Genomic DNA, 25,487 nt, shown 5'->3' with positions numbered 1-25,487 from the left:
GTTTATATTCCAAAATTAATATCTCCCATTACCTCTGCCGCCAAAGATGATATATCCTCTACACCGCCATCACCCATCAATTCCTCATACCCTTCTTTCGACCAAACCTCAATCTTATTAAATTGACAAGCCAAAACCAGCTCAGTGCTTATTCCTGCAAATTCCAGCAAACTTTTGGGTAACAAAACACGACCCGCAGCATCCAATGTCAATTCCGTAGCGCCACGCGTAAAAGCACGGACAAACGCCCGAACTTTAGGATCGAATTGATTCAATTTCGCCAGTTTAGCCGTCATCAAATCCCACTCTTCTCTTGGATAAAATACAAGATGTTTCTCAAAACCGCGATTCACCACAAGACCATCCCGCTCTACATGAGGCATTTGCCTCTTGAGCGCAGCTGGTAACACCATTCTTCCTTTGGCGTCTAACTTGCATTCGAATTCTCCGATCAACTGAGTCATGTCGTCAATTATCCTATTCTAATTTAAATGTAAAAGTATACACTTTCTCCCACTTTCCCCCACTTTATAACATAAAAAAGTTTTCCACATCAACAAATCGCTACAACAAACAGAAGTCGACTTCAAAAAAAATACATGTAAAACCTTATTTACAAGCAGTTAAAAGCCAATTTTCCTGAAAAATAAGCTATTACGCCAGAAGTGATTTTTTGCTCTTTTTTTTATCAAAATCAGCAATGAATTGTAAAAATTTCCTCTTTAGAAATTTAATTTTAGCCAATTTTTGTCCCAAAAGGGGGCAAAGTGGGAGGAGTCAAAAACAGAAACAAAAGATGTGGCAGAAAGTGGGAGAAGGCTCCTCAAATAACCTTAACAGAATTCGTTATTGTCGAGTAAAACCAATAATTTTGCGTCAAATATAATTTTCATAACGATATGCACAGAACACACACTTGTGGAGAATTAACACTAGCTGACTTAGGGAAAACGGTTACCCTAAGTGGATGGGTTCAAAAATCGCGCGATTTGGGCGGTATGACTTTCATCGATGTTAGAGACCGATATGGTATCACACAATTAACGTTCAATGCAGATGATGATGCGTCCTTGCGCGCAAGTGCCCGTGAGCTCGGAAGAGAATATGTCATCAAGGTAACTGGAGAAGTTATCGAACGCTCTAATAAAAATGCTAAAATCTCCACTGGAGATATTGAAATCAAGGTTTCAAATCTTGAAATATTAAATGCCGCTAAATTACCTCCTTTTACAATAGAAGATGAAACAGATGGTGGTGATGATATCAGAATGAAGTTCAGATACCTGGATTTACGTCGTAATCCTGTACGTGAGAACCTAATTTTACGTCATAAGACCTCTCAAGAGGTACGCCGTTATCTTGACTCCCAAAACTTTCTGGAAGTAGAAACCCCCTATCTGATCAAATCAACTCCAGAGGGAGCACGCGACTTTGTCGTACCTTCCCGTATGAATCCTGGAGAATTTTATGCGTTACCACAATCCCCACAAACCTTCAAACAATTATTGATGGTTTCAGGTTTTGATCGCTATTTCCAAATTGTAAAATGTTTCCGTGATGAAGATTTGCGTGCAGACCGTCAACCAGAGTTCACGCAAATAGACTGTGAAATGTCTTTTGTAGAACAGGAAGATGTGTTAAATATCTTTGAAGGTCTTGCAAAACATATCTTCAAAACAATCAAGGGAATTGACCTAGGTACCGTTCCACGTATGACTTACGCAGATGCGATGCGCCTATATGGATCAGACAAACCAGACATCCGTTTTGGAATGCAGTTTGTCGAACTAAACGACCTTGCCAAAGGAAAAGGTTTCCCTGTATTTGATGCAGCGGAGCTAGTGGTTGGTATCAATGCGGAAAATTGCGCGCATTACACCAGGAAACAACTGGATGCATTGACAGATTTTATCAAGCGTCCACAGATTGGCGCAACAGGCTTGGTATATGCGCGTGTGAATGAAGACGGTTCAGTGAAGTCGTCCGTTGATAAATTTTTCACACCAGAACAACTGTCGGCAATTGCAGAAGCGTTCCACGCGAAACCTGGCGACCTATTGTTAATTATGGCTGGTGGAACAGACAAAGTTCGCAAACAACTCAATGAATTACGCCTTGAAGTTGCGTCGCAACTTGGTTTCCGCAACAAAGAAACCTTTGCTCCATTATGGGTTGTTGATTTTCCACTATTGGAATGGGACGAAGAAAGTGGCCGTTACCATGCCATGCATCATCCATTCACATCTCCAAAACCGGAAGACATCCCACTTTTAGATACCAATCCTGGAGAAGTAAGGGCAAATGCCTATGACTTTGTTTTAAACGGTGTAGAAGTAGGCGGTGGATCAATCCGTATCCACGACAGAGACCTTCAATCGCTCATGTTCAAACATTTGGGATTCAGCCCTGAAGAAGCAAAAAAACAATTTGGATTCCTGATGGAAGCCTTTACCTATGGGGCTCCCCCACACGGCGGATTGGCTTTTGGCTTTGACCGACTCGTATCCTTATTGGCAGGTTTAGATTCCATCCGCGACGTGATTGCCTTCCCAAAAAACAATTCGGGAAGAGATGTTATGATTGATGCACCGTCAACCATTCACCAGGAGCAACTGGACGAACTGAGCTTAAATATTGCGATAAAAGCATAAATTATTTAACTCGATTTTCGAGAAACAATTTATTAACAGTATATTTAAAAGTTGGTAATTTTTACCAACTTTTTTTTGTGAAAAATTAGCAGATTAGATGGCAGAGAGTACCGCTAATACGTTTATTAAGGAAAGTGCGCAAAAAGCATTTGACACCAAACACCGCGATATTATCAATTACAATATCGACAAATACAGCATGGCTTTCGAAAAAGGCAAGAGCAAATTTGCGGACCTTGAAAATAGTAAGATAAAAGCGAACCTGATCAAATGGAAGGTCATGGAAAATCTCGATCGCTATTTGTTGCAATTTGAAGCAAACTTCACGGCTCGAGGCGGAAAAGTAATCTGGGCCAATGATGCTACGGAAGCCTTGGACGAAATCTATTCGATCATTGCACGTAAAAAAGCAAAATCTGTCGTAAAGTCAAAATCGATGGCGACAGAAGAGATTGAGCTTAATCATTTTCTGGCTTCCAAAAATATTGAAGCCATAGAAACTGATCTTGGCGAGTATATCATTCAGCTGCTGGATCAAAAGCCCTATCATTTTGTTACACCGGCCATGCATTTGAGCCTGGAAGATATTGCCAAGCTTTTTCACGAGAAATTTGACACACCACTAGATGCATCTGCAGAGCAACTTACAATGAAGGCCCGTGAATTACTTCGAGATCGTTACCTATCGGCAGAAATTGGGATTACAGGAGCCAATTTCTTAATTGCCGAAACTGGAAGTATAGCAATTACCGAAAATGAAGGAAACGCCCGATTGACATCGACCTTTCCCAAAACACATATCGCCGTCGTTGGAATAGAAAAAATCATTCCCAATGTACAAGATTTAGAAGTCTTTTGGCCACTCCTGTCCACACATGGCACGGGTCAAAATCTAACAGTATACAATACGCTACTCACTGGGCCAAAACAGCCTTATGAATCAGATGGGCCCGAAGAAATGTATGTTATACTGCTTGACAATGGCCGCAGTAAGCTCTTAGCGCAGAAAGAACAACGTCAGGGTTTGTACTGCATTCGTTGCGGAGCCTGTTTAAATGTATGCCCAATCTACCAGAACATCGGTGGACATACCTATGAAACGACTTATCAGGGCCCAATTGGATCGCTCATATCGCCACATTTAAATGGCATGAAGGAATTCAAACACCTGAGCTACGCCTCCACACTCTGCGGAAAATGCACCGAGGTCTGCCCCGTGGGTATTGACATACAGCGCATGCTTCTCGTTAACAGAAAAGATTCAGTTGATCAGGGTCTGGCAACAAAAACGGAACAAAAAGTCTGGCAGTGGTTCACCTACGGGATAATGCGAAGAAAACTGATTGATTTCTTTGGCGGAAAACTCAAGAATTTCTTCCTCAAGAAATTCTTTCAGAAAACCTGGGGAGATCAACGGGAGCTACCAAAATTGGCAGACAAATCTTTCTCTAAACAATGGAAAGAACATCAAAAAAATAAAGAATAACAAAAAAGTGGCATTAGTCGATCAAACTAATGCCACTTTTTTTGTTAGCTTCGCTCCCAAACCTCAATACAAATGACTTCTGAAAATACAAAAACTTATCTTCCCTGGATTGATTTCTTACGTATTCTTGCCTGCTTTATGGTACTCATATCCCATAGCTGCGACGCCTTTGTCGGAACATTTGACAACAGCAGCACCTTTCACCAAGGTGTGTTCTGGGGAAGTATTGTTCGCGCCTGTGTCCCCTTATTTGCGATGATGTCAGGTATCCTCCTATTTCCCGTTAAAACCGATCTGGCTACCTTTTATAAAAAGAGAATCGGAAGAATAATTGTCCCACTTATCTTTTGGTCAATTGTATTGCCAATAGCTTTTTTTGTATACCTGAACTTTATTAAAAGTAGTCCCAGTGCTTTGATCGATATGAATAATTTTACGATGCAAGCAACGATTACAAAAATTTATACAGCAATCTTTAATTTTAACTACGATACTACCCCTCTTTGGTACATGTACATGTTAATTGGTTTATACCTCATCATACCTATCATTGGCAGCTGGTTGAATCAGGCAACAAAAAAAGACATTCAATATTTTCTTGCATTCTGGATAGTCACACTCCTCATTCCATACATAAAAATGATAGCTCCAACATTGGGATATGCGGGCAACTATGACCAAATGGGGATCTGGGGAGTCTGTAACTGGAATGAATTTGGCACCTTCTACTATTTTTCAGGTTTTCTGGGTTACATTGTGTTGGCTTATTATCTGGTAAACTATCCTTTTCAATGGTCTATCACCAAGACCATAGCGATTGCCTTACCTTTATTTATCGTTGGATTTTTAGCCACATTTTTTGGCTTCTTGGCGACTCAAAAGTACTATCCAGGAAATTATGCCAATCTCGAGGTTATCTGGTATTTCTGTAATATCAACGTAGCGTTCATGACCATTGCTCTTTTTCTTGTCGTTCAAAAGCTGAAGATACCCGAATCTAAATGGATAAAACGTCTTTCATCAGCCACGTTTGGTATTTACTTAGCGCATTTTATCATTGTTCAAGCATTGACAGACATCTTCTTGCCTATTCCTACTCTTCCAGCCACATTGAAAATTTTCTCCATAGCGCTCTTAGGTTTTAGCTTAAGTTTCCTGATCACCAAGCTGATGGATAGTAATTCAATAACAAGAAGGTTTATCAAATAAGCGCATCCTGATGGGAATACCGAAGCATTTTGCAGTCGTGTAACCTTTGAGCTAGACAAAACACGTCGAACAAATGATGAGCTTAGGTATTAAGCATGAGCTTACATAATAAGAAAGAGGGAACCAACGGTTCCCTCCTCTACTAACACTCACCAATATTTAATATGAAAACTATCCTTGTTTAATCTTTATGATGCTTTTACGTCTGCCTCATTTGTTTTAGTTACTTCACCTTTTTTAAAGTCTTTTCTTTTTAGCTGTCTGTCTTTTTTCCAATGTTCTTTGTGCATTTTACGATTTTCAGCGTAGGAATCCTTTAACGTTTTTTGTTGCTCTGGAGTTAACATTCCCATCATTTTTTCATGTTCTGCCACACGTTGTTTTTTCACTTTTGCTCGATATTCTTTGCGTTCAGCAGCTAATTTCTGATGGTCCTTTGCTTGCTTCAAATTAAAAGCATAGATATCTTTACGCTGTTTATCTGTAAATTTCAACTTTTGATCCATGCGATCAGTTTTCATTTTAGCAACTTCCTCTGGAGTTTTATTTTTAAAACTATCGTGCATTCTTCCTGTTTTATGTTTATGCATAGAAGCTTGCACTTCTTTCATTTCTGGTTTAACATCTTTTTTTTCTTGAGCGAAACCGGCTAACATCAATCCAGATAGCGCCAAACTTAACATCAACTTTTTCATTTCTTTATTTTTTATAAAACCAACAATCATTCTTTTTAATAAGTACTCATTTTCAACTTATTTATCAGTAAGAGTCGTCTCGGCTATCGAAAGTTTAATTGATGATCTGTTAAATAAAGTTAAGAAGCATTTATTGGGAGACAGCACTTAAACGGATCGGTAAAGTATACGCTACACGTACTTTAAGCCCATTTTGCACTCCTGGTTTCCATTTTTTCGCTTTCTTCAATAAGTTTATAGCAGCATCTCCCGTACCAAATTTCATATCACGTTTAACAGCAATATCTGTCAGTGATCCATCTTTCTCAACGACAAAAGAAACCTCTATAACACCCGAAACTCCTTGGTCTAAGGCCTGTTGTGGAAAGTTGTAATTCTCGGCGATCCACTTCATAAAAGCAGGCAGTCCCCCCACAGGTGTTGGCATAATTTCTACTGATGTAAATGTATTGTTAGCATTATCATCAGTTCCGCCTCCCGATAATGAACCATCTTTATAACCAGTAATATCACCATCTCTTTTTGAAGAACCAAATTCACCGCGCGCAATATATGTCCCCGATGGACTTGCTTTCAATGTGATCCTTGAGGTCATTTTATTGGGGTTTTTCAACTCATCCTGACTCACAAGCTCTTCGGTAACTCTGCTCGCTGCGGTCACTTTTATATCGGGCATCCGAACCAAATCAAATTTGGATACATCTTGGGCAACCTGCTGCGGAGCTTTTTCCTGCATCATAACAGGTTCTTCAGGAACCTCCTCTTTTTCCTCCACCTTCTTTTGAATTTCTTCCAGCATGTCGGGTCCAATATCTTGTACTTCATAAATCACGGTTGGAACAGTTTGCTTAAAATATTTATTATATGTATAGGATCCTGCAATCAGCAAAACTGCAAAAGAAACAACAATTCCTAACCCCATATTTGTTGCTCTATCAGAGAGATTTCGCAACTCGTAAGCACCGTACATTTTGTTGCGACCAGCAAAAATAACGTCCAGCCATTCTTTGCGGTAGATATTCAATTTAGAGTTCATCATAACATTAAAGTTTAAATCTTTTCATTATGATGAGCGAAAGCCTTATATTTCACAAAAAAATTCAAAATACTTATGAAGTCACTTTTTTCAGCTATTTTTCTACTTACATTGTATGCTTGCGGGAACAATCAAAATCAATCCAAAACTGCAATCAAGCACGAAAACAAGGAAAAGACTATTTCGCCATATTTTGGTTTTTTAAACCAACAAAAAGATTCGCTTATCGCTTTACCTATGGATCAAGCGATGGAAGGACCTGAAAAATACAACTATGTGATTGTGGAAAATCAGGTAAGCCCGCTTGAATTTGTTCAGAATAAAATGGACAACAAAGAGAGTAACGGAAGACAGACCGCCCAGAACTTTGCGAATAGCGAAGGGTCATTGTTTAAAATTAGCGATGCGATCAAGTCTGGCGAATTTGGTATGCTTGTCAACAAAGCTTTTATAGATCAGTATAAAATTGAGAAATTTACAAAAGTTCAAAAAGAAACTTCTCCAGAGATTAAGGAGCAGCTTGAAAAGAAATACAATAGGAAGATTAATAAAAGTACGACAGTTGCGATCCTCAGTGATCAGTCCGAGTTTAATCTTACGGTGTTTGAAAATCAACAAGACTCTGCTTTAGCTGTATTTTCCTACGCAAAGGACGAACAGCTGATCAATTTGGATTTCCCGGCTTTATACGATGATATCAGCACTTGGCGTGTTGATGATGGCGGTCAGTTTGACAACGAGGCTTTTCAGATACTAACCGTATTGCGTTCTGAGCAAGGAATTAGTTTTATCAGCATTTTTTGGGGTGCTGAGGGTTATGAACTGAACTTTTACCAGCCAAAGAAAAATTTATTTACCTCTGCGGCACAAGCTTATGGGTACAGTTCCCCCTTATAAATAAACAAGTTTAAGTTTCCCCAGCACCGAAGGACAGTGTCCGGGGAAACTCATATTACCGTATTAACTACAGATGCATCCTAGCCATAGGAGCAACGTCCTGACCAACGAAATCTTTCTTTAAAAACTTGTGATAACCTGCAATAGCAATCATCGCTGCATTATCAGTACAATATTCAAATTTTGGAATAAACACCCTCCAATTGTATTTCTCGCCCATTTCAATTAAGCTTTGCCTCAGGCCAGAGTTCGCCGAAACGCCACCCGCGATGGCAATATCCTTAACACCAGTTTCCTTTGCTGCTTTCTTTAATTTATTCAGTAGGATTGATACAATACGCGATTGTACACTAGCACATAAGTCGGCCATATGGTGTGTCAGAAAATCTGGGTTCTGCTTCAATTGATCTTGAACCAAATACAATATCGCAGTTTTCAATCCTGAAAAACTAAAATTAAGACCTGGAATCTGTGGTTCGGGCAGCTTATAAGCGGCTGAATTACCTTCTCTTGCAAATTTATCGATAAGCGGTCCACCGGGATAAGGTAGATTCAGGATTTTAGCTGTTTTATCAAAAGCCTCCCCTGCCGCGTCATCCAATGTTTCTCCCAAAAGTTCCATTTCAAAATAATCTTTCACCAATACAATTTGCGTATGACCCCCAGAAACAGTAAGACATAAAAACGGAAAATTCGGCTTCGGATCCTCAATAAAATGAGCCAGGATATGCGCCTGCATATGATTTATGTCAATTAAAGGGATATTCTGTGCAAGTGCAAATGATTTTGCAAATGATGTTCCAACCAAAAGTGCACCTAATAATCCAGGCCCCCGCGTAAAACTCACTGCATCTATTTGATTTTTGCTTACTTTTGCTTGGCGAATGGCTTCTTCCACTGTTGGAATAATATTTTGTTGATGAGCACGTGAAGCAAGCTCGGGAATCACTCCACCATATTTTGCGTGGATTGCCTGAGTTGCAATAACATTTGAATGAATTTCACCGTTAATACAGATAGAAGCGGAGGTTTCATCACAAGAGGATTCAATCCCTAAAATAATAGCCATAGCTTGAGGTAATAAATTTTAATACAAAAGTATCAAAAAAATAATTAAAATAGTGTCAATAGTCCTTGGTAGTATATTCATTATACTGCTTGCATTGGCGTTATCACTACAGTTGAAACCGGTACAAAATTATGTTGCCCAAAAAGCTGTCGACTATTTATCCAACGAACTAAACACTAAAATAAGCCTCAAAAGCATCTATTTCAAACCTTTTAAATCTATTGTAGTAGAAGATTTTCAACTCTATAGTCCACAAGGAAAAGAAATATTAAAATCAGGAAGGTTAGAAGCCAACGTCAACCTTTCTCAATTCATTGAATTGAACAAAATTGTGATCAACAAACTAACCATTGAAGATACCGAAGCCACTTTTGAGCAATTTCAGGACAGCTCCAATATCTCATTTTTAATCCGTTACTTTAACCCACCTAAAAAAGAAAAAAAGAAAAGTTCAAAAAAAATCATCTTCGATATAAAGGAACTGATTATTAAGAACAATACATTTAGCTATGTTAATCATAGACGTAAGCATTACAATAAAGTGGTCGATTTTGGAGATTTAGGTATTTCCAAACTTAACGCCCATTTTGATAAGATAAAAATAGATTCCAATCAAATTTCGGCGAACATAAAGACATTCAATCTGCGCGAAAAGAAAGGTCTAGTGATCAAAGGCCTTCTTGGACAAACGACAGTAAGCAAGACAAGCATTGAACTCAGCGAGCTTATGCTAGCCACCAACCGTTCTACATTCAAAAATTACATCAAGCTTAGCTACAACAGCTTTGACGATTTTTCGGACTTCATCAATAAAGTTCATGTAAAACTTCGTGTTCGGGACTCCCGTATTCACTCCGAGGATATTGCTTTCTTTTCCTCTCCTATGCACCAAGTCAAATTTGACGTGAATATCAAGTGCGCAAATTTAGAAGGAACGGTATCTTCCATCAACGCATCACAGGTCGATTTAACAATTGGAAAAAAAACCAGTTTGGCAGGTAAGCTTCAGATTATCGGTCTACCTGATATTGACAAAACTAAATTTATTGTTCCCAGTGTAGCAATTTCCTCTGAGCACAAAGACTTAAATGCCGTTATTAGCGATCTCGGAAATCTAAAAAATTTTAAACTCCCTGAAATTGTCCAGATATTCGACAAATTTTCATTCAAAGGTAGCCTAAATGGCCTATACAATAAATTTAAGACCAAGGGAGTATTCACGACTGCAATCGGTAATGTTGAGGCGGACGCCTTATTGGATATCCAGAAGGAAATAAAATATGCGGGAAATTTTCAATCTAAAAAGTTCGATGTAGGTAGGATAACAAAACTAAAAGATCTGGGAACTACAGGCTTCAACCTACAGGTTGACGGAACAGGTACCGACCCCAAGAAACTGAGCTTAAAGATAAAAGGAGATCTCAGCAATTTCAATTTCAAGAATTACAGCTATCAATATATACAAATTGAAGGAAATACAGCTAAACAGTTAGTTCTTGCTTCAGGGCAAATATATGATCCAAATTTAAAACTACAGTTTACCACAGATATCGATTGGTCTTTCAAACCCAACTATCACCTGGATGCTGATATCCAACAAGCTAATCTAAAAAAACTCAACTTCTTTCAGGGGGATTCCATCAATATTATTAACACGAAATTCCACACCAGTTTAATTGGGGACAACATCAATAATATTACCGGTGAATTTAAATCAGACAGTGTCAATTTCACTTCCTCTAAGGGTCAATTCGTCATCCGCGATATCAATTTCCTTGCCGAAGGAGATGAAAATGCACGCTCCCTTACCTTGCAGTCGGCTATCGGACACATTGATCTCAAAGGAAGAATAGACCTCAATACAATCGTTCCTTATTTTAAAGCTTTAGCCATGCGATACGCTCCGGCAATCGGGTTTGAAAACAACATTTTTAATCGCCAGGACTTTGACCTGAATATTAATATAACTTCTTTTAAACCAATCGCAACATTCTTCCGAAAGGACATTGCTTTAGACAGCGGCGCTACACTCAATGCAAAATTTGAAAGTGAAAAACAAACGGCCAGTTTTAATTTTTACGCATCCGAATTCAAATACAATGGTATTCGACTAACTCACCTGATTGTGGATCAAAATGCCAATTTGAAAAATATGGAATTGCAGACCTCCATCGATCGCATCAATTTCACCGACAGTACCTATATTAAAAACGTCAATATTTCAAATACCTTGGCAAACGACAGTTTACAATTTAACATCAAAATGTCGGAACTTGAAGCAAGCAATAGTCTGGATCTTAATGGCGTCATACGCTTTGCCCATGCCAAACCTGCTTATATCAATTTCTATCCATCGAATATCTTAATCAATAGAGAGCGGTGGCTTGTCAATAATGATGCGCAATTGAAAATATCGAAAGGAAAATGGTACTTTGAAAAACTGACGCTGAGTCATGACGAACAAAAAGTTCATATCGATGGCATCCTGTCAAACGAAGTCAGTGATCAGATCAATCTCAAATTTCAGGACTTTAATCTTACATCCTTAAACGGTATTACCAAGCCCCATGGTATCAATCTCTCCGGCAACTTAAACGGAAATATTGAAGTTAATTCTGTATTCAAAGCTCCATTTGTTGTAGCCAATATAAAAACTTCACCTATCCTCTATAACAATATTCCCATCGGCTCACTAGCCCTGAGTGCCAACTACGACCCCGAGAATCAACTGGTAAAACTAGACAGCAAGATAGAGGAAGGAAATAAATTAATTCAGTTACAAGGTTCCTATAACCATTTAAGTGAAAACAATAAGCTTAATCTCAAAGCTAAACTCGTAAACACAGATGTGTTTGTTTTCCAGCCCTTTTTACGAAGCCTGGTATCCAATATTCAGGGCAAGGTCAATGCAGACCTCGATATCGAAGGCGATATCCTGAACCCCAAAATTACAGGTTCCGGAAAATTGGATAATGCTTCGATGGTTATCAATTACCTCAAAACACCCTACCGACTTTCTGACGAAATTGCGGTTACCAATAACCGAATTTTTCTCGCAGGGCTAAAAGTATACGATCCCAAAAACAATATAGCAACCATTGATGGCGTTGTAGATCTCAACAAACTGAGTGATCCCGATATCGATGTAACTGCAGAGACGAAGAATTTCCTGGTATTAAATACCACAATAAAGGACAATAATGTATATTATGGCACTGCTTACGCTTCGGGCACTTTTCAGTTTAAAGGACTAACGTCTGCCATGAATATCAATATACGGGCTAAATCCGAAGAAAACACCGTTATTAACATTCCCTTTAATAGTGCCAGTACAATATCAGATACGGACTTTATCTACTTTATTGAGAAAGACTCGACCAAAACGAAGAAAAACGTTAAGAAACGAGATTTCAACGGTCTGACGATGAATATGGACCTCTTGATCAACCCGAATGCAGAAATAAATCTATTCTCCACTATGGGCGAGTTATCAGGAAGGGGAAATAGCAATCTCAACATGCGGATATCTTCATTGGGAGATTTTGAAATGTTTGGGGATTTTATTATAAACAGCGGAAAATTCAATTTCACCGCTCAAGATTATATCAACAAGATTTTTGATCTCAAAGAAGGCGGAACAGTACGATGGGCGGGAAACCCAACTGAAGCGAACATTAATATCAATGCCATCTACCAACAAAGAACAAGCTTAGCACCGTTGTATAATGCTGCAGGCCGGGAAGAAAACCCTGAACGTGTATTGGCACAGGCCGATATGATCCTAAAAGGGCAGTTAAGTCAGCCGGAAATCACGTTTGACATCAACTTTCCACAAAACCCCGGAGTTAAGGATGAACTGCAGGGATACTTTTCAGATGCCAACAATGTCAATCAACAGGCGCTTAGTCTAATCGTGAGACGAAGTTTTACACCTGGCACACAGACAGACTTTGGTAAAGAAGTCAATAACACTTTGCTATCTGCAGGAACTGAAATAGCATTCAACCAAATCAACAACATCATAGCCCAATCGCTAAACATCAATTTCTTTGATATTAATATCAAATCTTTAAATGACGCATCTGCCTCACTACGTTTATTCAACGACAGACTTGTTTTGACAGGCGGTATCTCCGACCGTAGAAGTCAGGCGCTAACAGATTTGAACGTGTTTTCGGATCGGGTCTCAACCGATGCCGAGGCTATGTTTTATTTAAGAAAGGATGGACGCTTGGTCCTACGTGCTTCCAATCGCCTAAATACACGCAACTTTCTTCTTAGCCCCAATGACGGCGAATATATTAGTGCTTTCGGACTACTCTATCGGCAAGAATTCAACACCTTCTCGGAGTTCTTGAAAAGGCTATTCCCTTTTGGTAAGAAGACGATTACAACAGCTCCTGTTGAAACAAAGAAAAGCAAGGTCAATTAAGCTTGCTGAATAATCCCTTTGCTATTTCAATAGGTCTCTTGCCATTCCAGTAGGCTTCTTTCAATTCTGGCAGTCCACCTTTAATCCCAACCGCATTGCCCCTATTCTGAGCTCTGCCTCGATTCCACCAGTCGACCTTTCCAGCTCCATATAACTGCCGACACTGGCGGTCGGTGGATAATCTGAACAACTATAAACGAATTGTGCATAAGCCGCTACCAGGCTGCACCGCAATAAAAAAAGTCCCTCCAAATAAATGGAAGGACTCTTTTTTTTATTTAAAAAATTCGATTATGCTAATTTCTCGAATTCTTTGTATTCAATGTCAGTAGCGTTCAATTTCACTAAACCTTTCAAGTGATCAAATACTTTTAAAGCTTTAGCTTCTTCGAACAAACGATTACCTTGCTCTCTATCTTGCAATAATTGAATTGCAAATTGGTTCAACTGCTCATCAGAAGGCTCTTCGTTGATGTTATACATCTTGATTTGCGCGTAAATACGTTCTTTTGCTAAATTGATAACTTCATCATATTTAACTTCAAGACCATTTTCAGTAACAACGCGGTTTTCGATGATTGTCCATTTCAAGTTGTTCAAGAAGTCAGCAAAACCTTCGTTCAATTCTTCTTCAGAAATGCTTGGGTTAGTTGCTTTCAACCATCTCTTCAAGAATTCTTCAGGGAAAGATACATCAACTTTCTCCATACCAAAAGTATACATATCATTACGTAATCTTTGATCTGAATTTTGTTTGAATAAGTTCTCAACTTCTTCTTTCACTTTTTCTGTGAATTGAGCTTCTTCTGTTACTTCACCTTCTGCGAATAATTTATCGAAAAATTCTTGGTTTAGATCAGCTTCCTCTAAACGGTTGATATTCTTAACAGTCAATTCAAATTTAGTGACGTCTAAAGCAGTTGCTTCCTCTTCAGTGATACCTAAGATACGTGCTAAATCTTCAGTTTTGAATGCTTTTTTAACATCAATCTTAACAACATCGTCCTTTTTAAGACCAACTAATGATTTTTTGATCTTAGCATCTTCTACGATATCTGTGCGGATAGAAGTTGTTTTTTCTAGACCTTCCTCTTTATCTTGTTTCAATGTTGCATATAATACATCACCTTCTTCAGATACTTCTGGATTAGTCATTTTTCCATAGCTACGACGCAAGTTCTTGATACGATCTGCCAATGTCTCTTCATCAGCTTTGATTTCGTACGAAGTAAATTCAGTCTCAGCAGTAAAAGGCAATTCAAAAGCAGGAGCAAGACCAATTTCATATTTGAAGTTGAAATTGTCTTTATAATCCCAGCTGTATTGTGCATCATCTTCCAAAGGAAGTGGTTGACCTAAAACTTCTAATTTATTTTCAGCAATATAATTGGTGATTTTCTCATTCACTAATTTATTGATCTCGTCAAATAAAATAGATTTACCATAAGTACGTCTGATATGTCCCACAGGAACTTGACCTGGACGGAAACCTGGTAATTTTGCTTTTTTAGCTTGCGCTTTAATCTCTTTGTCGACTTGAGGATTATAATCTTCAGGTGCTAATGCGACGTTGACTACCGCATTGATTGCATCTACATTCTCGTGTGAAATATTCATACTCTTTTTAGCTATATCGCATTCATAAAAAAATCCTCCCGAGGTTTTAAGTTCGGGAGGACATCAAGTGCGGAAGAAGGGACTCGAACCCCCACGCCTTGCGGCGCCAGATCCTAAGTCTGGTGCGGCTACCAATTACGCCACTTCCGCATTAGGATTTCTTTTGATGCCACAAAGATAGAAACCAAACCTATATCCTGCAAGTATTTTCTACTCTTTTTTTTATTTTTTTTCAATATTCTCCCAACCCCTTGCATAATTCATTATTATTCATTTACTTTGAATATCAAAGTACTTTTATGGAACAGAAAGATTTATTTAGAGAACTTGGACAGATCAGATCATTAATGGAAAAATCGTCCAAATTTGTTTCAATAAGCGGATTATCAGGTGTACTCATGGGCTGTTATGCTTTGCTGGGAACACTATTGGGATACTATATTCTACAGCAACCCGAAAGTACCGCGCTACTCTTGGGCGAAAATCTGAATAAGCCCCTACTGTTTTTAATGATTGCGCTCATCGTCCTCTTATCATCCCTGGTGACCGGCTGGCTAATGGCACGTAAAAAAGCGAGAAAAAATAAGCAGTCGATTTGGAACATTACAAGCAAATCTCTTTTATTTGCAGTTTCAATCCCCTTACTAACGGGTGCCATGATTTCCTTGTTGTTTTTTGTCCAAGGCTACTACCAGCTGATTGCTGCTATGCTCCTGATCTTTTATGGACTGGCACTGACTGCGGGTAGCATATATACCTTTGCCGAAGCAAAAGGCCTGGGTATACTGGAAATCTGCCTGGGTTTGATTGGTATATGCTTCCCGGACAACGGCTTATTATTGTGGGGATTAGGATTTGGTGTGCTACACATCATCTATGGTTTTATCGTTTACAAAAAGTACGAATCGTGAAATTAGATCTTTCCTTATATGACAAAATATTTGAAAACAGAGTTCGCCTCCAAATTATGAGTGTTCTCGCTGCCAATGAAGAATATGATTTTAATTCATTGAAAGAATTGTTGGATGTAACCGACGGTAACCTTGCTTCCAACCTAAAAACATTGGAAAAAGAGGAATACATTAGTGTCGAAAAAAGCTTTGTAGACCGGAAGCCGAACACCCGATACAAAAGAACGACAAAAGGACTTAAAGCCTTTGAAAATCACCTTATTGCACTTGAAAATTTAATAAAGCAACAATACAAATAATTTTTTTATTCATTCACTTTGAAAATCAAAGTACTTTTAAAACATGATTAAATGAAAGGAATTCGATTAAAACTGATGCTGCACCTCTATAATTGGTCTTCCAAAGTATATGCAGACATCTTTAAATGGAACAAAAAAGCTTGGGGAATATCTAAGGCAGATTTTATGACCTACCCCGTTGGAAGCATCGGCCATAATCTGGGGCTCTTTTATGAAAGTAAAGGTTTCGATGTCATGCCCAAACTGGAAAATCACGATGTATTTCATATCCTGACTGAAACCGGAACAGAGATACAAGATGAAATTGCCATGCAATTCCTCTTACTTGGTAATGGAAAGATCAGCCTCTATCTTATGGCAATGATTTTTATTGGCGGAATCTTATTTCCCGAGCATTTCGGTTATTACAAAAGACATTTTCAGAAAGGTCGATCGCTCCAAAACTTCCATCATTTAGAATTTAAAGAAATCCTTCATTGGCAATTAACGGAGCTTCAAATTGCCTTATACAGTAAAAATATTCAAATAGATTTAAACAACTAAAATCATGGACTACAACAATTCATCACCGATAGAGCAATCGTCATTTTTTGAGAAAATCAGTAATTCCACTGTCCTAAAGTTATTTGTCATTTTCTTTCTTTCCCTGATATTGCTCATTCCACTTTCGTTAATAAGCGATTTAATAGAAGAACGGAAAAATAGGGAACAGGAAGTTTCTGGCGGTATTGCATTAAACTGGGGAAAGGAGCAGGTTATTTCCAGTCCTGTGTTGGCTATCCCCTATCGCGAGACTATACCACTTTCTGCCGAAAAAGCCGAAAAATCGAACCTTAGAGAAGAGCTGAAATGGATATTTGTCTTACCCAAAACATCCAATATCACAACCGATATAACGCCACAGCATCTCTCTCGAGGTATTTATAATGCCGTAGTTTACAACAGCAACATCACATTAGACGGTTCTTTTGACAAAATATCCCTAGAAAAACTCGAGATCCCAAATGAGCAAATTGACTGGAAAGGCAGTAAGCTTATTTTCGGCATCCAGGATTTTAAAGGCTTAGGCAAGCGCCCATCCTTGAATTGGGATGGCGATGAATTGACTTTCGACCCAGACTTTAATAATCTCAAATTATTTACGCAAAATTTAGTCTGTCCTGTACCTTTGGATCCGCAGAAAACAGACAATCGTTTTAAGATAAAACTAAATCTAAAAGGATCCAAATCATTGAATTTTCTTCCGCTGGGTGATCAGACAAACATCCAGGCTAAGGGTAACTGGGCTAATCCAAGTTTCACAGGTGCATTCTTACCGGGCAAACGTAATACCGAAACCTCCAATTTTTCGGCTTCCTGGGAAATCCCTTCTTTCAGTCGGAAGCTGCCGCAACAATGGACAGGCGATGCCCGTTCGATCTTTCAGTTCGATAACAACCTCGAAAATGGAAATGAGGGCAATGAGCAAAAGCCAGCACAAGCCGTCAGCACTACAATTGCCTCTGCAAATAACCTATTGGATAACGCAGATATGATTACAATTAACTTCCTACCAGATATCAATAACTATCAAAAAACAACACGGGTCGCCAAATATGGTATTTTAGTTATCATCCTGACCTTTACTTCGCTCCTATTCACCGAGGTGATCAAGAAAAAACGGATCCATATCATCCAATATATTCTGATTGGAGCAGCGATGGTTCTTTTCTATACATTGCTGCTCGCGCTATCCGAGCATATTGGATTTAATCTAGCTTACTTAACGGCTTCAGTCGCTACAGTTATGTTGATTGGCAGTTTCATTAAATCAATTACCAAAGACCAGAAATCGGCGCTATTGCTGAGTTCTATTCTGGCTTTATTTTATCTTTTTATCTATATCCTCATGCAACTTCGGGATTATTCCCTTATCGCTGGAACAATTGGCATCTTTATCATTTTGGCGATTTTGATGCGCGTTTCAACAAAAATAAACTGGTATCAATTTGATAATAGCCATGTGGATCAATAAACAACGTCTTCGACTTTATTGGGTATTAATTCAGATACTATTAAAAAAATAAGGATTTACAATTCTAATAAGCCATTTCTAAATGAAAGAGATGGCTATTTTTTTACTCGACTTAGCATTTATGACCAAATTCTGTAACTTGCGAAGAAATTTTTCAGCGGCATAGATATGTTTAAACAGATGAAAAAACTTACAATACTTACATTAGCGATTATGGCGTGTAACCTAAGCAATGCGCAAGAAAGCAAAGACGGAAAAAATAACTCCAAATTAGTGTCGGAATCGCCACAACCGATCAACCCAACTACACTTTGGGACCTTGGTCGTGTTTCGGCCGAAGGACTTTCTGCAGACGGCAAAACATTGGTATACGGTGTTTCCAATTATAATCTGGAGAGCAATTCAAGTGAAAAAAATCTCTATACAGTTTCACTCACAAACGGGACTAGCAGTCAGTTCACCGACCAAAAAGGTGGTGAAACAGTCGTTCAGATCGAACCAAATGGCGACGTCATTTATTTGTTAAAGGGGCAGTTATGGAAGAAGAACCTATCTAAGGCTGAAGCAGTTCAATTGACGAATGGCGATATTGCTTTAGAAAATGTCAAGTTTTCTCCTGATGGAAAACAAATACTCTTCAGCCAGTCCGTGCTCGTAAAAAAATACCACAGCACAGATAAATATCCCGAACTACCAAAGTCGGACGCTTATATCTATGACAACTTAGACTACAGACATTGGGATACCTTCAATGATGGCAAATTCAGTCATCCTTTTGTGGCGAGTTATATTGATGGTAAAGTTGGCGAGCCGGTAGACCTATTAAAGGATCAAGCTTTCTACAGCCCTCAGGCACCATTTGGTGGCGCAGAAGATTTTGCCTGGTCTCCCGATAGCAAGGCAGTGCTCTATGTCTGTAAAAAGAAATTCGGAACAGATTATGCTGTCAGTACCAATACCGATATTTATCGCTATGATCTCGCTAGCGGAACGACGTCTAACCTGACAGAAGGAATGAATGGGTATGATACAGCCCCAACCTATTCTCCCGATGGGAAAAGCCTAACGTGGCTCAGCATGAAGACCGATGGTTATGAATCGGACAAAAATGACATCATGCTATTTGATAAGAATAGCTCGATTCGACTTAACCTAACAGCACATTGGGATGGTACCGTCAATAGTTTTATCTGGAGCAATGACAACCGGAAAATCTATTTTACAGCTGCAACGAAAGGCACAGTTCAATTATTTGAACTTGAAGTACCGACCAATATCAAAGCTAAAAGTTTACCAAAAATACATCAAATTTCAGAAGGTGACTTTGACATCACCGGTATTGTAGGCCAAGTAGCTGACAAATTAATCGTTAGCTCGACAAAGTTTACCCGTGCAACAGAAATCTTCAGCTTTGATCTAAAAACCAAATCTTTAACTCCGGTCACTAAAGTCAACGATGCAAAATATGCAAGCATCAGCGAAAACAAAATTGAAAAACGTATCGCAAAGGCATCCGATGGAGCAGATCTGTTTTCATGGGTAATCTATCCGCCAAACTTTGACCCTGCAAAAAAATATCCAACCATACTTTACTGTGAAGGTGGCCCTCAATCTGCCCTGACGCAATTTTACTCCTTCCGTTGGAATTTACAATTGATCGCATCACAAGGCTATATTGTCATCGCTCCAAACCGCAGGGGTATGCCTGGCTGGGGTGTAAAATGGAATGAAGCCATTTCTCAGGACTGGGGCGGTCAGCCAATCCGGGATTACTTGGCAGCGATAGACGATATCTCCAAAGAATCCTATGTAGATACAACTCGTCGTGCGGCGATTGGAGCTAGTTATGGTGGGTACTCGGTTTATCAGCTAGCTGGCGTGCATCAAAACCGTTTCAAAACTTTCATTGCGCACAATGGTTTATTCGACATGAGAAGCTGGTACGGTACCACAGAAGAACTCTTTTTTGCCAATCACGAACTGGGTGGGGCGTACTGGGATAGCAAAAATGAGAAATCCTATACCGCATTCAACCCCATTGAAAAAGCAAATAATTGGCACACGCCAATTTTAATCTTTCAAGGCGGAAAAGATTATCGTGTTCCAATCGGACAAGGGTTAGCGGCATTCCAATTGGCTCAACTCAAAAAAATTAAGAGCCGCCTGGTCTATCTACCTGATGAAAATCACTGGGTACTGTCAGGACAAAACGCACAAGTTTGGCAAAGAGAATTCTTTACCTGGCTTAAGGAAACTTTATAACGAGGTGTGCAAAATCCGCTTGTAAAATCAGGTATTTTCGCAACTGACAAAGTCGGCCTTCACCTGTTTAAATTCCAAAAAGCGTTACTCAGGGAGTGAACATATAAAAACAAAAAGCCTGCAATATGCAGGCTTTTTTATGTATCCTATTTGATCTGATTGCTGAAATCTATTTCTCGCCTTTTTTTCCAAAGATGGAAAGTTTGATATATTTCCCGGGTTTCTCTTTCACATCCTTCATCAAATTATCCATTTCCTTTGAAGCATTATTGAGATTATTATATAACGCTTCGTCATTTAACAATAAACCAATAGATCCTTTACCACTATTGATTTTTCCCGTGATCTCCTGAAAATCATTGACTGCGGCATTTACTTTGTTCATGGTATGTTCAAAATCCAATCGAGCGGCCTTATCGGTAATATTATTCAAATTAGACATGATCGCATTGATTTTCTCGCCATTTTGTGAAAAATTGGATGTAATTGATTCGAGATTGGCCATGATTCGATTGAGTCTCCCCTTTTCATCCCCCACTAGACCTTCGACATCTTTGGTGATGCCTTCTACATTTTTCAAAGAAGTGGAAATGCTATGAATACTTCTTTTAAAGTCATCCTGAAACTGTTTGTCTAAGACATTATTGACAACCGATAATGTTGAATCCAGTTTAATGGTAATTGTTTCGATCCGTTTTTGAATGGGTTCAACCTTATCCATAATATTCGGTTGGACACCTGAAGCTAAAAAGTCCCCATCCTTTGCCAATTCCTTACTGTTGCCCATTTCGAAAACAATGGCCTTACTTCCCAACAAATCTGTACTTGAAATCCGCGCAATTGTATTCTTTGGAACATCATAATGGGAGTGTATTTTGAACTCTGTCTTAATTTTGCCATCAGGTAGGAGAATCATTTTTGATACACGACCGATTTGATAACCATTTACTAAAACAGGTTTTGATGGAGTTAGGCCATCGACAGCTTCATAAGTTGTGTAATATGTGTTGTCGCTGCTAAAAACATCATTTCCTTTTAGAAAGCTATAGCCAATAAATAATAAAACTATCGCAACTGTTGCTAATATGCCGACTTTTGTCTCGTTTGAAATTTTCACAAATAATCTATTTAGTAATGATCATTAATTTAAGTTTAAAACAGCATAAAAGCAAATCTGTTTAGCGTTCTACAGAATTTTTATAAATTTTCAGAGCGGAAACTAAATTATTGACAATTTCCTGTTGCCCTTCATCAGACAATAGGTAGCTCTCTTCTTCTCTATTACTAATAAAGCCAATTTCTGTAAGCACAGCGGGCATACCTGCTTCAGCCAATACAGCTAAGCCTTTCTCCCAGAATCCTCTACTATATCGCCCTGCCTTCACATACTCACCTTCAATCATCTGCGCCAGACGAATACTTTTTTCACGGAATCGGTTTTTCATCAAGGAGAAGATGATAGCACTTTCAGGGTCTTTTGGATCAAATCCCTGATAATTTTCTTTATAGTTTGATTCCAGTAACAAGGACGCATTTTCACGAACTGCAGCATCTTGCTGTCCCAAACGATGCGAACCCGAGACCAATGTTTCGGTACCATGTGCGCTAGCACCACTGGAATTACAGTGTATTGAAATAAATAAATCTGCTTTATTGGCATTCGCCAAGCGAATACGTTTGTAAAGCTCAACAAATTCATCCGTCGTTCTCGTGTAGATGATCTTGATACCCGGAATATCTTTCTGAATCTGCTTTCCCAATTTTAACGCAACTTCAAGGGCTACATTTTTCTCCAACGATCGCCGCCCTTGTGCTCCGGTATCTTTACCACCATGGCCCGCATCAATTACAATCGTTTTTATTTGGTAGTCTGGAGGCACTGCTTGCCCATTGTTTAATGTGAAAGAATTCAATAAAAAAAATCCCAAAGTAGCGAACACAACGCTACACCATTTTCTAATTCTTAAATCTGATTTCATTGAATAATTATTTGCTCTACTATAAACGAATCAAAATGCGTCAATATTATTTCTTTAATAGATAACGATATTTAACATATTTTCTATTGCTTTTTTGACTAATTTTGTCTCTCGAAGTTTAACATTATTTCACAAAAATAACATTTGTCTTTAATTTTGAAGTCGTTAATCAACATTTTAACACTATTTATCATTCTTGCAATGAGCAATGCTAGCTTTGCTCAAAGTAATATTCCATTAAAACAGAACGGACTTCAAGGTAAAGATCCTATTTCGGCGACCAATAAATCGCAAGATACGAGTAAATCGAAAACTGCAGATACGACCAAATCTGTAAACGATACAACCAAGAAAAAAGGAAGTGGCTTGCAGGCCGAAGTGAGCATTATTGCGGTTGACTCGCAGAAATCTGAAGTTGCCAAGAATATCAGTCACCTTTATCGCGGAGCAAAAGTAAAGTACCAAGATTTTGAACTTTCTGCCGATTATATCCGTCTTGATCGAAACAAGAAAAAGATTTTTGCTTCTGGGATCTACGACAAAAGTGGTAAATATGTAGGGCGTCCTATTGTCATCATGGGTAATGGTGAATCACCGAAAACAGTAGATTCACTCTACTACGATTACGAAAAGCAAGAGGGAAATACCTACGGTATTATGACCGAAGTTGATGGTGGATTTATCCAGGCCAATGTTGTTCGAAAGAATATCTACGACGAAATGTCGATTTACAAGGGATTATATAGTACCTGTAATCTACCCTATCCGCATACCCATTTTGGAATTCATATCACCAAAGGAATTGTCACTAAGAACCAGATTATTTCTGGTCCGGCCTACCTTGTCGTGATGGGTGTACCGATGCCCGTGGCATTTCCATTTGCATTTTTCCCAAAACCAGATAAAAGAGCATCCGGGTTTCTCTTCCCTTCTTTTGGAGAAGATTATACCAGAGGATTCTCCATGCGGGATATCGGTTGGTATTTGGCCTTCAACGATTACTGGGACAGTGAGATTAGAGGTTCCTTGTATTCTAAAGGTTCGTGGGAAGCTTCCATCAATACGCGCTATACCGTCAACTATAAATTTAACGGTGGTTTTAATATCCGTTACGCCAATACCAAAACAGGTATTGAAGGAACATCCAATTACGGCTCCAATAAGGATTTTAACGTCACATGGAACCATACCCAACGGCAGGAAGCCAATCCAGGAACATCTTTCTCTGCAAGTGTTAACTTTGGTACAAGTTCTTTCTTTCAAAATACCGGAACCGGAAGTACACAAAATACCTATGAAAATCTTGCCCGTAACCGTATGGGATCGTCCATCAGTTATGGAAAAGTATTTGCCGATGGTAAGGTAAACCTCACGGCCAGCTTAACGCATAACCAGGACATGGCTACACGCAGTATACAGATGAGTTTACCCAACATCAGCTTAAATGTATCCTCTTTCAATCCATTTGACAGCAAAGACCGTGTCGGTGAACAAAAATGGTATCAACGCATCAATGTCGGTTATAGTTTCCAAGCGCAAAACTCGGTAAGCACCATTGATACATTGTTGTTTAAACCAGGAGGTTTCAAAAAATTCCAAAATGGTTTCCAACACAATATTCCAATCAGTCTATCACTCAATGCTTTTAAATACTTCCAGTTCAATACCAGTGTAAACTATACCGAACGTTGGTATTTACAAAGTACGCGACAAAGCATCGACAATACCGCTGCAGGTTATAAACAACGTATCGATACCGTTCAGGGATTCAATCGTGCATACGATTACTCGGTATCGACCGGACTTTCGACCAAGGTTTATGGACATTACTATCCGAAAATCGGTAAGCTTCAGGAGCTCAGACACGTCGTTACACCGTCGATCAACCTGAACTATAGACCCGATTTTTCGGATCCAAGATATGGTTTCTATCAGCATTATAATGATCAATATGGAAACAGAAATGTATACTCAATCTTTAGTCAGGGTGTCTACGGATCTCCTTCTGCAGGAAAATCTGCGGGGATAGGTTTTTCCATTGACAATAATATCGAAGCAAAGGTCAAGAGTAAATCCGATACAACAGATGGCGGTTTGAAGAAAATCCCTATTCTTCAAGGTCTGACGTTCAGTGGAAATTACAACTTTGTGGCCGACTCGCTAAAGTTGTCCCCAATTACTTTCTCTGGCCGTACAGCTTTTTTCGACCAAAAGATGAATGTAAACTTCAACGGTACATTTGATCCTTATTCGGTCAACGAAAATGGTGTCCGTGTCAATCGCTACGCCATTAAAGACGGTAGCCTTGCGCGCCTGACAAACTTTGGTCTTTCCTTTGACTATAGTCTGAATCCTAAGGCTGCGAAATCACGTAATAACAATATTGATTCTTTAAGAAAAGAAATGACAGGAGCGGGTATGACTCCCGAACAGGCACAAGCCTTAGCTCGAATCAGCTCAGATCCAAACGCATTTGTGGACTTTAACATCCCATGGAACCTTGCGGCATCGTTCAGTTTCAATATGGCAAAATCGTTCAACTCCAGTACACGAAGAATGCAGAGCCAGATCACAAGCACATTGAATTTACATGGCGACTTCAGTGTTACGCCAAAATGGAAAGTCACCTTTCAATCGGGGTACGATTTCAAACAGAAGGAAGTGGTCATGACCTCTTTCAATATCTATCGCGATCTGCATTGTTGGGATATGTCATTTGGCTGGATGCCTTTTGGGCGGTTCCGAAGCTACAACGTCACCATTCGTGCCAAGGCATCGATCTTACAAGATCTTAAGCTCACAAAAAGAGCCAGTTCAGGAGGCAGTTATTTTTAAAATAACTGCTTTTTTTTGAAATGTTATATTCATATTGGCCAAAAAGAATTTTCAGTTTCTTTTCAAAAAACTTCTTCCATCAAATACATCTTAAA

General features: G+C 38.9%; 19 protein-coding genes and 1 tRNA gene. 11 read left to right on the top strand and 9 right to left on the bottom strand.

Translation table 11 applies throughout. The features are described from left to right. Window positions 1-2 precede the first annotated feature (2 nt). The gene (gene mraZ / locus B3600_RS06495; RefSeq protein WP_286752446.1) at window positions 3-464 is read right to left on the bottom strand and encodes a division/cell wall cluster transcriptional repressor MraZ; all 462 of its coding nucleotides are present in this window, start codon (window positions 462-464) and stop codon (window positions 3-5) included. Window positions 465-899: 435 nt separating this feature from the next. Here mraZ and aspS point away from each other — a divergent pair, with 435 nt between their 5' ends. The 3 genes from aspS to B3600_RS06480 all read left to right on the top strand — a co-directional run bounded on the left by aspS (window position 900) and on the right by B3600_RS06480 (window position 5,346). Continuing rightward, window positions 900-2,651, top strand: coding sequence for an aspartate--tRNA ligase (gene aspS, locus B3600_RS06490; protein WP_286752445.1), 1,752 nt, complete (start codon window positions 900-902; stop codon window positions 2,649-2,651). A 97-nt stretch (window positions 2,652-2,748) separates the two neighbouring features. Continuing rightward, on the top strand, window positions 2,749-4,137 hold the full coding sequence (locus tag B3600_RS06485; RefSeq protein WP_286752444.1) for a LutB/LldF family L-lactate oxidation iron-sulfur protein: 1,389 nt from the start codon (window positions 2,749-2,751) through the stop codon (window positions 4,135-4,137). 72 nt (window positions 4,138-4,209) lie between these two features. Beyond that, window positions 4,210-5,346 carry an acyltransferase gene (locus tag B3600_RS06480; RefSeq protein WP_286752443.1) on the top strand — a complete coding sequence of 379 codons (1,137 nt, stop codon included), beginning with the start codon at window positions 4,210-4,212 and terminating at the stop codon, window positions 5,344-5,346. 188 nt (window positions 5,347-5,534) lie between these two features. Here the strand turns inward: B3600_RS06480 and B3600_RS06475 are convergent, their stop codons facing one another. Together B3600_RS06475 and B3600_RS06470 are read right to left on the bottom strand one after the other, a co-directional pair. Next, a complete protein-coding gene (locus B3600_RS06475) occupies window positions 5,535-6,071 on the bottom strand; it encodes a hypothetical protein (protein WP_286752442.1) in 537 nt (178 codons plus the stop codon). Window positions 6,072-6,171: 100 nt separating this feature from the next. Beyond that, window positions 6,172-7,080 (bottom strand): energy transducer TonB, encoded by a 909-nt coding sequence (locus B3600_RS06470; RefSeq protein WP_286752441.1) that lies wholly within the window; start codon window positions 7,078-7,080, stop codon window positions 6,172-6,174. Between the two features lie 72 nt (window positions 7,081-7,152). On the opposite strand from B3600_RS06470, the gene B3600_RS06465 reads away from it, so the two are divergent. Further along, window positions 7,153-7,974: a hypothetical protein gene (locus B3600_RS06465; RefSeq protein ID WP_286752440.1), complete on the top strand. Its 822-nt coding sequence runs from the start codon at window positions 7,153-7,155 to the stop codon at window positions 7,972-7,974. Between the two features lie 67 nt (window positions 7,975-8,041). Here the strand turns inward: B3600_RS06465 and tsaD are convergent, their stop codons facing one another. Beyond that, on the bottom strand, window positions 8,042-9,043 hold the full coding sequence (gene tsaD / locus B3600_RS06460) for a tRNA (adenosine(37)-N6)-threonylcarbamoyltransferase complex transferase subunit TsaD (RefSeq protein WP_046673959.1): 1,002 nt from the start codon (window positions 9,041-9,043) through the stop codon (window positions 8,042-8,044). A gap of 52 nt (window positions 9,044-9,095) precedes the next feature. On the opposite strand from tsaD, the gene B3600_RS06455 reads away from it, so the two are divergent. Beyond that, window positions 9,096-13,475 carry a translocation/assembly module TamB domain-containing protein gene (locus B3600_RS06455; RefSeq protein WP_286752439.1) on the top strand — a complete coding sequence of 1,460 codons (4,380 nt, stop codon included), beginning with the start codon at window positions 9,096-9,098 and terminating at the stop codon, window positions 13,473-13,475. Here the strand turns inward: B3600_RS06455 and B3600_RS06450 are convergent. The 3 genes from B3600_RS06450 to B3600_RS06440 form a co-directional block, all read right to left on the bottom strand. After that, window positions 13,468-13,665 (bottom strand): hypothetical protein, encoded by a 198-nt coding sequence (locus B3600_RS06450; protein WP_112373665.1) that lies wholly within the window; start codon window positions 13,663-13,665, stop codon window positions 13,468-13,470. The genes B3600_RS06455 and B3600_RS06450 overlap by 8 nt on opposite strands. 101 nt (window positions 13,666-13,766) lie before the next feature. After that, a complete protein-coding gene (locus tag B3600_RS06445) occupies window positions 13,767-15,092 on the bottom strand; it encodes a trigger factor (protein ID WP_046673958.1) in 1,326 nt (441 codons plus the stop codon). Between the two features lie 68 nt (window positions 15,093-15,160). Beyond that, window positions 15,161-15,242, bottom strand: a tRNA-Leu gene (locus B3600_RS06440). A 149-nt stretch (window positions 15,243-15,391) separates the two neighbouring features. On the opposite strand from B3600_RS06440, the gene B3600_RS06435 reads away from it, so the two are divergent. The 5 genes from B3600_RS06435 to B3600_RS06415 all read left to right on the top strand — a co-directional run bounded on the left by B3600_RS06435 (window position 15,392) and on the right by B3600_RS06415 (window position 20,578). Then, window positions 15,392-16,003, top strand: a complete 612-nt coding sequence (locus tag B3600_RS06435; RefSeq protein ID WP_286752438.1) for a hypothetical protein — start codon at window positions 15,392-15,394, stop codon at window positions 16,001-16,003. Continuing rightward, window positions 16,000-16,302: a winged helix-turn-helix domain-containing protein gene (locus B3600_RS06430; RefSeq protein ID WP_046673956.1), complete on the top strand. Its 303-nt coding sequence runs from the start codon at window positions 16,000-16,002 to the stop codon at window positions 16,300-16,302. Before B3600_RS06435 ends, B3600_RS06430 begins: the two co-directional genes overlap by 4 nt. A 51-nt stretch (window positions 16,303-16,353) precedes the next feature. Then, entirely contained in the window at window positions 16,354-16,845 is a 492-nt protein-coding gene (locus B3600_RS06425; RefSeq protein WP_286752437.1) for a hypothetical protein, read from the top strand. A 4-nt stretch (window positions 16,846-16,849) separates the two neighbouring features. Then, complete coding sequence (gene creD, locus B3600_RS06420; RefSeq protein WP_286752436.1) at window positions 16,850-18,316, top strand: cell envelope integrity protein CreD; 1,467 nt, start codon at window positions 16,850-16,852, stop codon at window positions 18,314-18,316. A 180-nt stretch (window positions 18,317-18,496) separates the two neighbouring features. Then, window positions 18,497-20,578 (top strand): S9 family peptidase, encoded by a 2,082-nt coding sequence (locus tag B3600_RS06415; protein WP_286752435.1) that lies wholly within the window; start codon window positions 18,497-18,499, stop codon window positions 20,576-20,578. A gap of 169 nt (window positions 20,579-20,747) precedes the next feature. On the opposite strand, the gene B3600_RS06410 is transcribed toward B3600_RS06415, so the two are convergent. Further along, window positions 20,748-21,695, bottom strand: a complete 948-nt coding sequence (locus B3600_RS06410) for an MlaD family protein (RefSeq protein ID WP_046673953.1) — start codon at window positions 21,693-21,695, stop codon at window positions 20,748-20,750. A 61-nt stretch (window positions 21,696-21,756) separates the two neighbouring features. Next, window positions 21,757-22,557 (bottom strand): N-acetylmuramoyl-L-alanine amidase family protein, encoded by an 801-nt coding sequence (locus B3600_RS06405; RefSeq protein ID WP_046673952.1) that lies wholly within the window; start codon window positions 22,555-22,557, stop codon window positions 21,757-21,759. 201 nt (window positions 22,558-22,758) lie between these two features. Between B3600_RS06405 and B3600_RS06400 the strand changes: the two genes are divergently transcribed. Beyond that, the gene (locus B3600_RS06400; protein WP_286752434.1) at window positions 22,759-25,392 is read left to right on the top strand and encodes a putative LPS assembly protein LptD; all 2,634 of its coding nucleotides are present in this window, start codon (window positions 22,759-22,761) and stop codon (window positions 25,390-25,392) included. Window positions 25,393-25,487 lie beyond the last annotated feature (95 nt).

Origin of the sequence: Sphingobacterium sp. UBA2480, from assembly GCF_002341965.1 — a bacterium.
Taxonomy (GTDB): domain Bacteria; phylum Bacteroidota; class Bacteroidia; order Sphingobacteriales; family Sphingobacteriaceae; genus Sphingobacterium; species Sphingobacterium multivorum.
The sequence above is the reverse complement of the archived record's forward strand: the minus strand, read 5'-3'. Positions and strand labels throughout refer to the sequence as shown.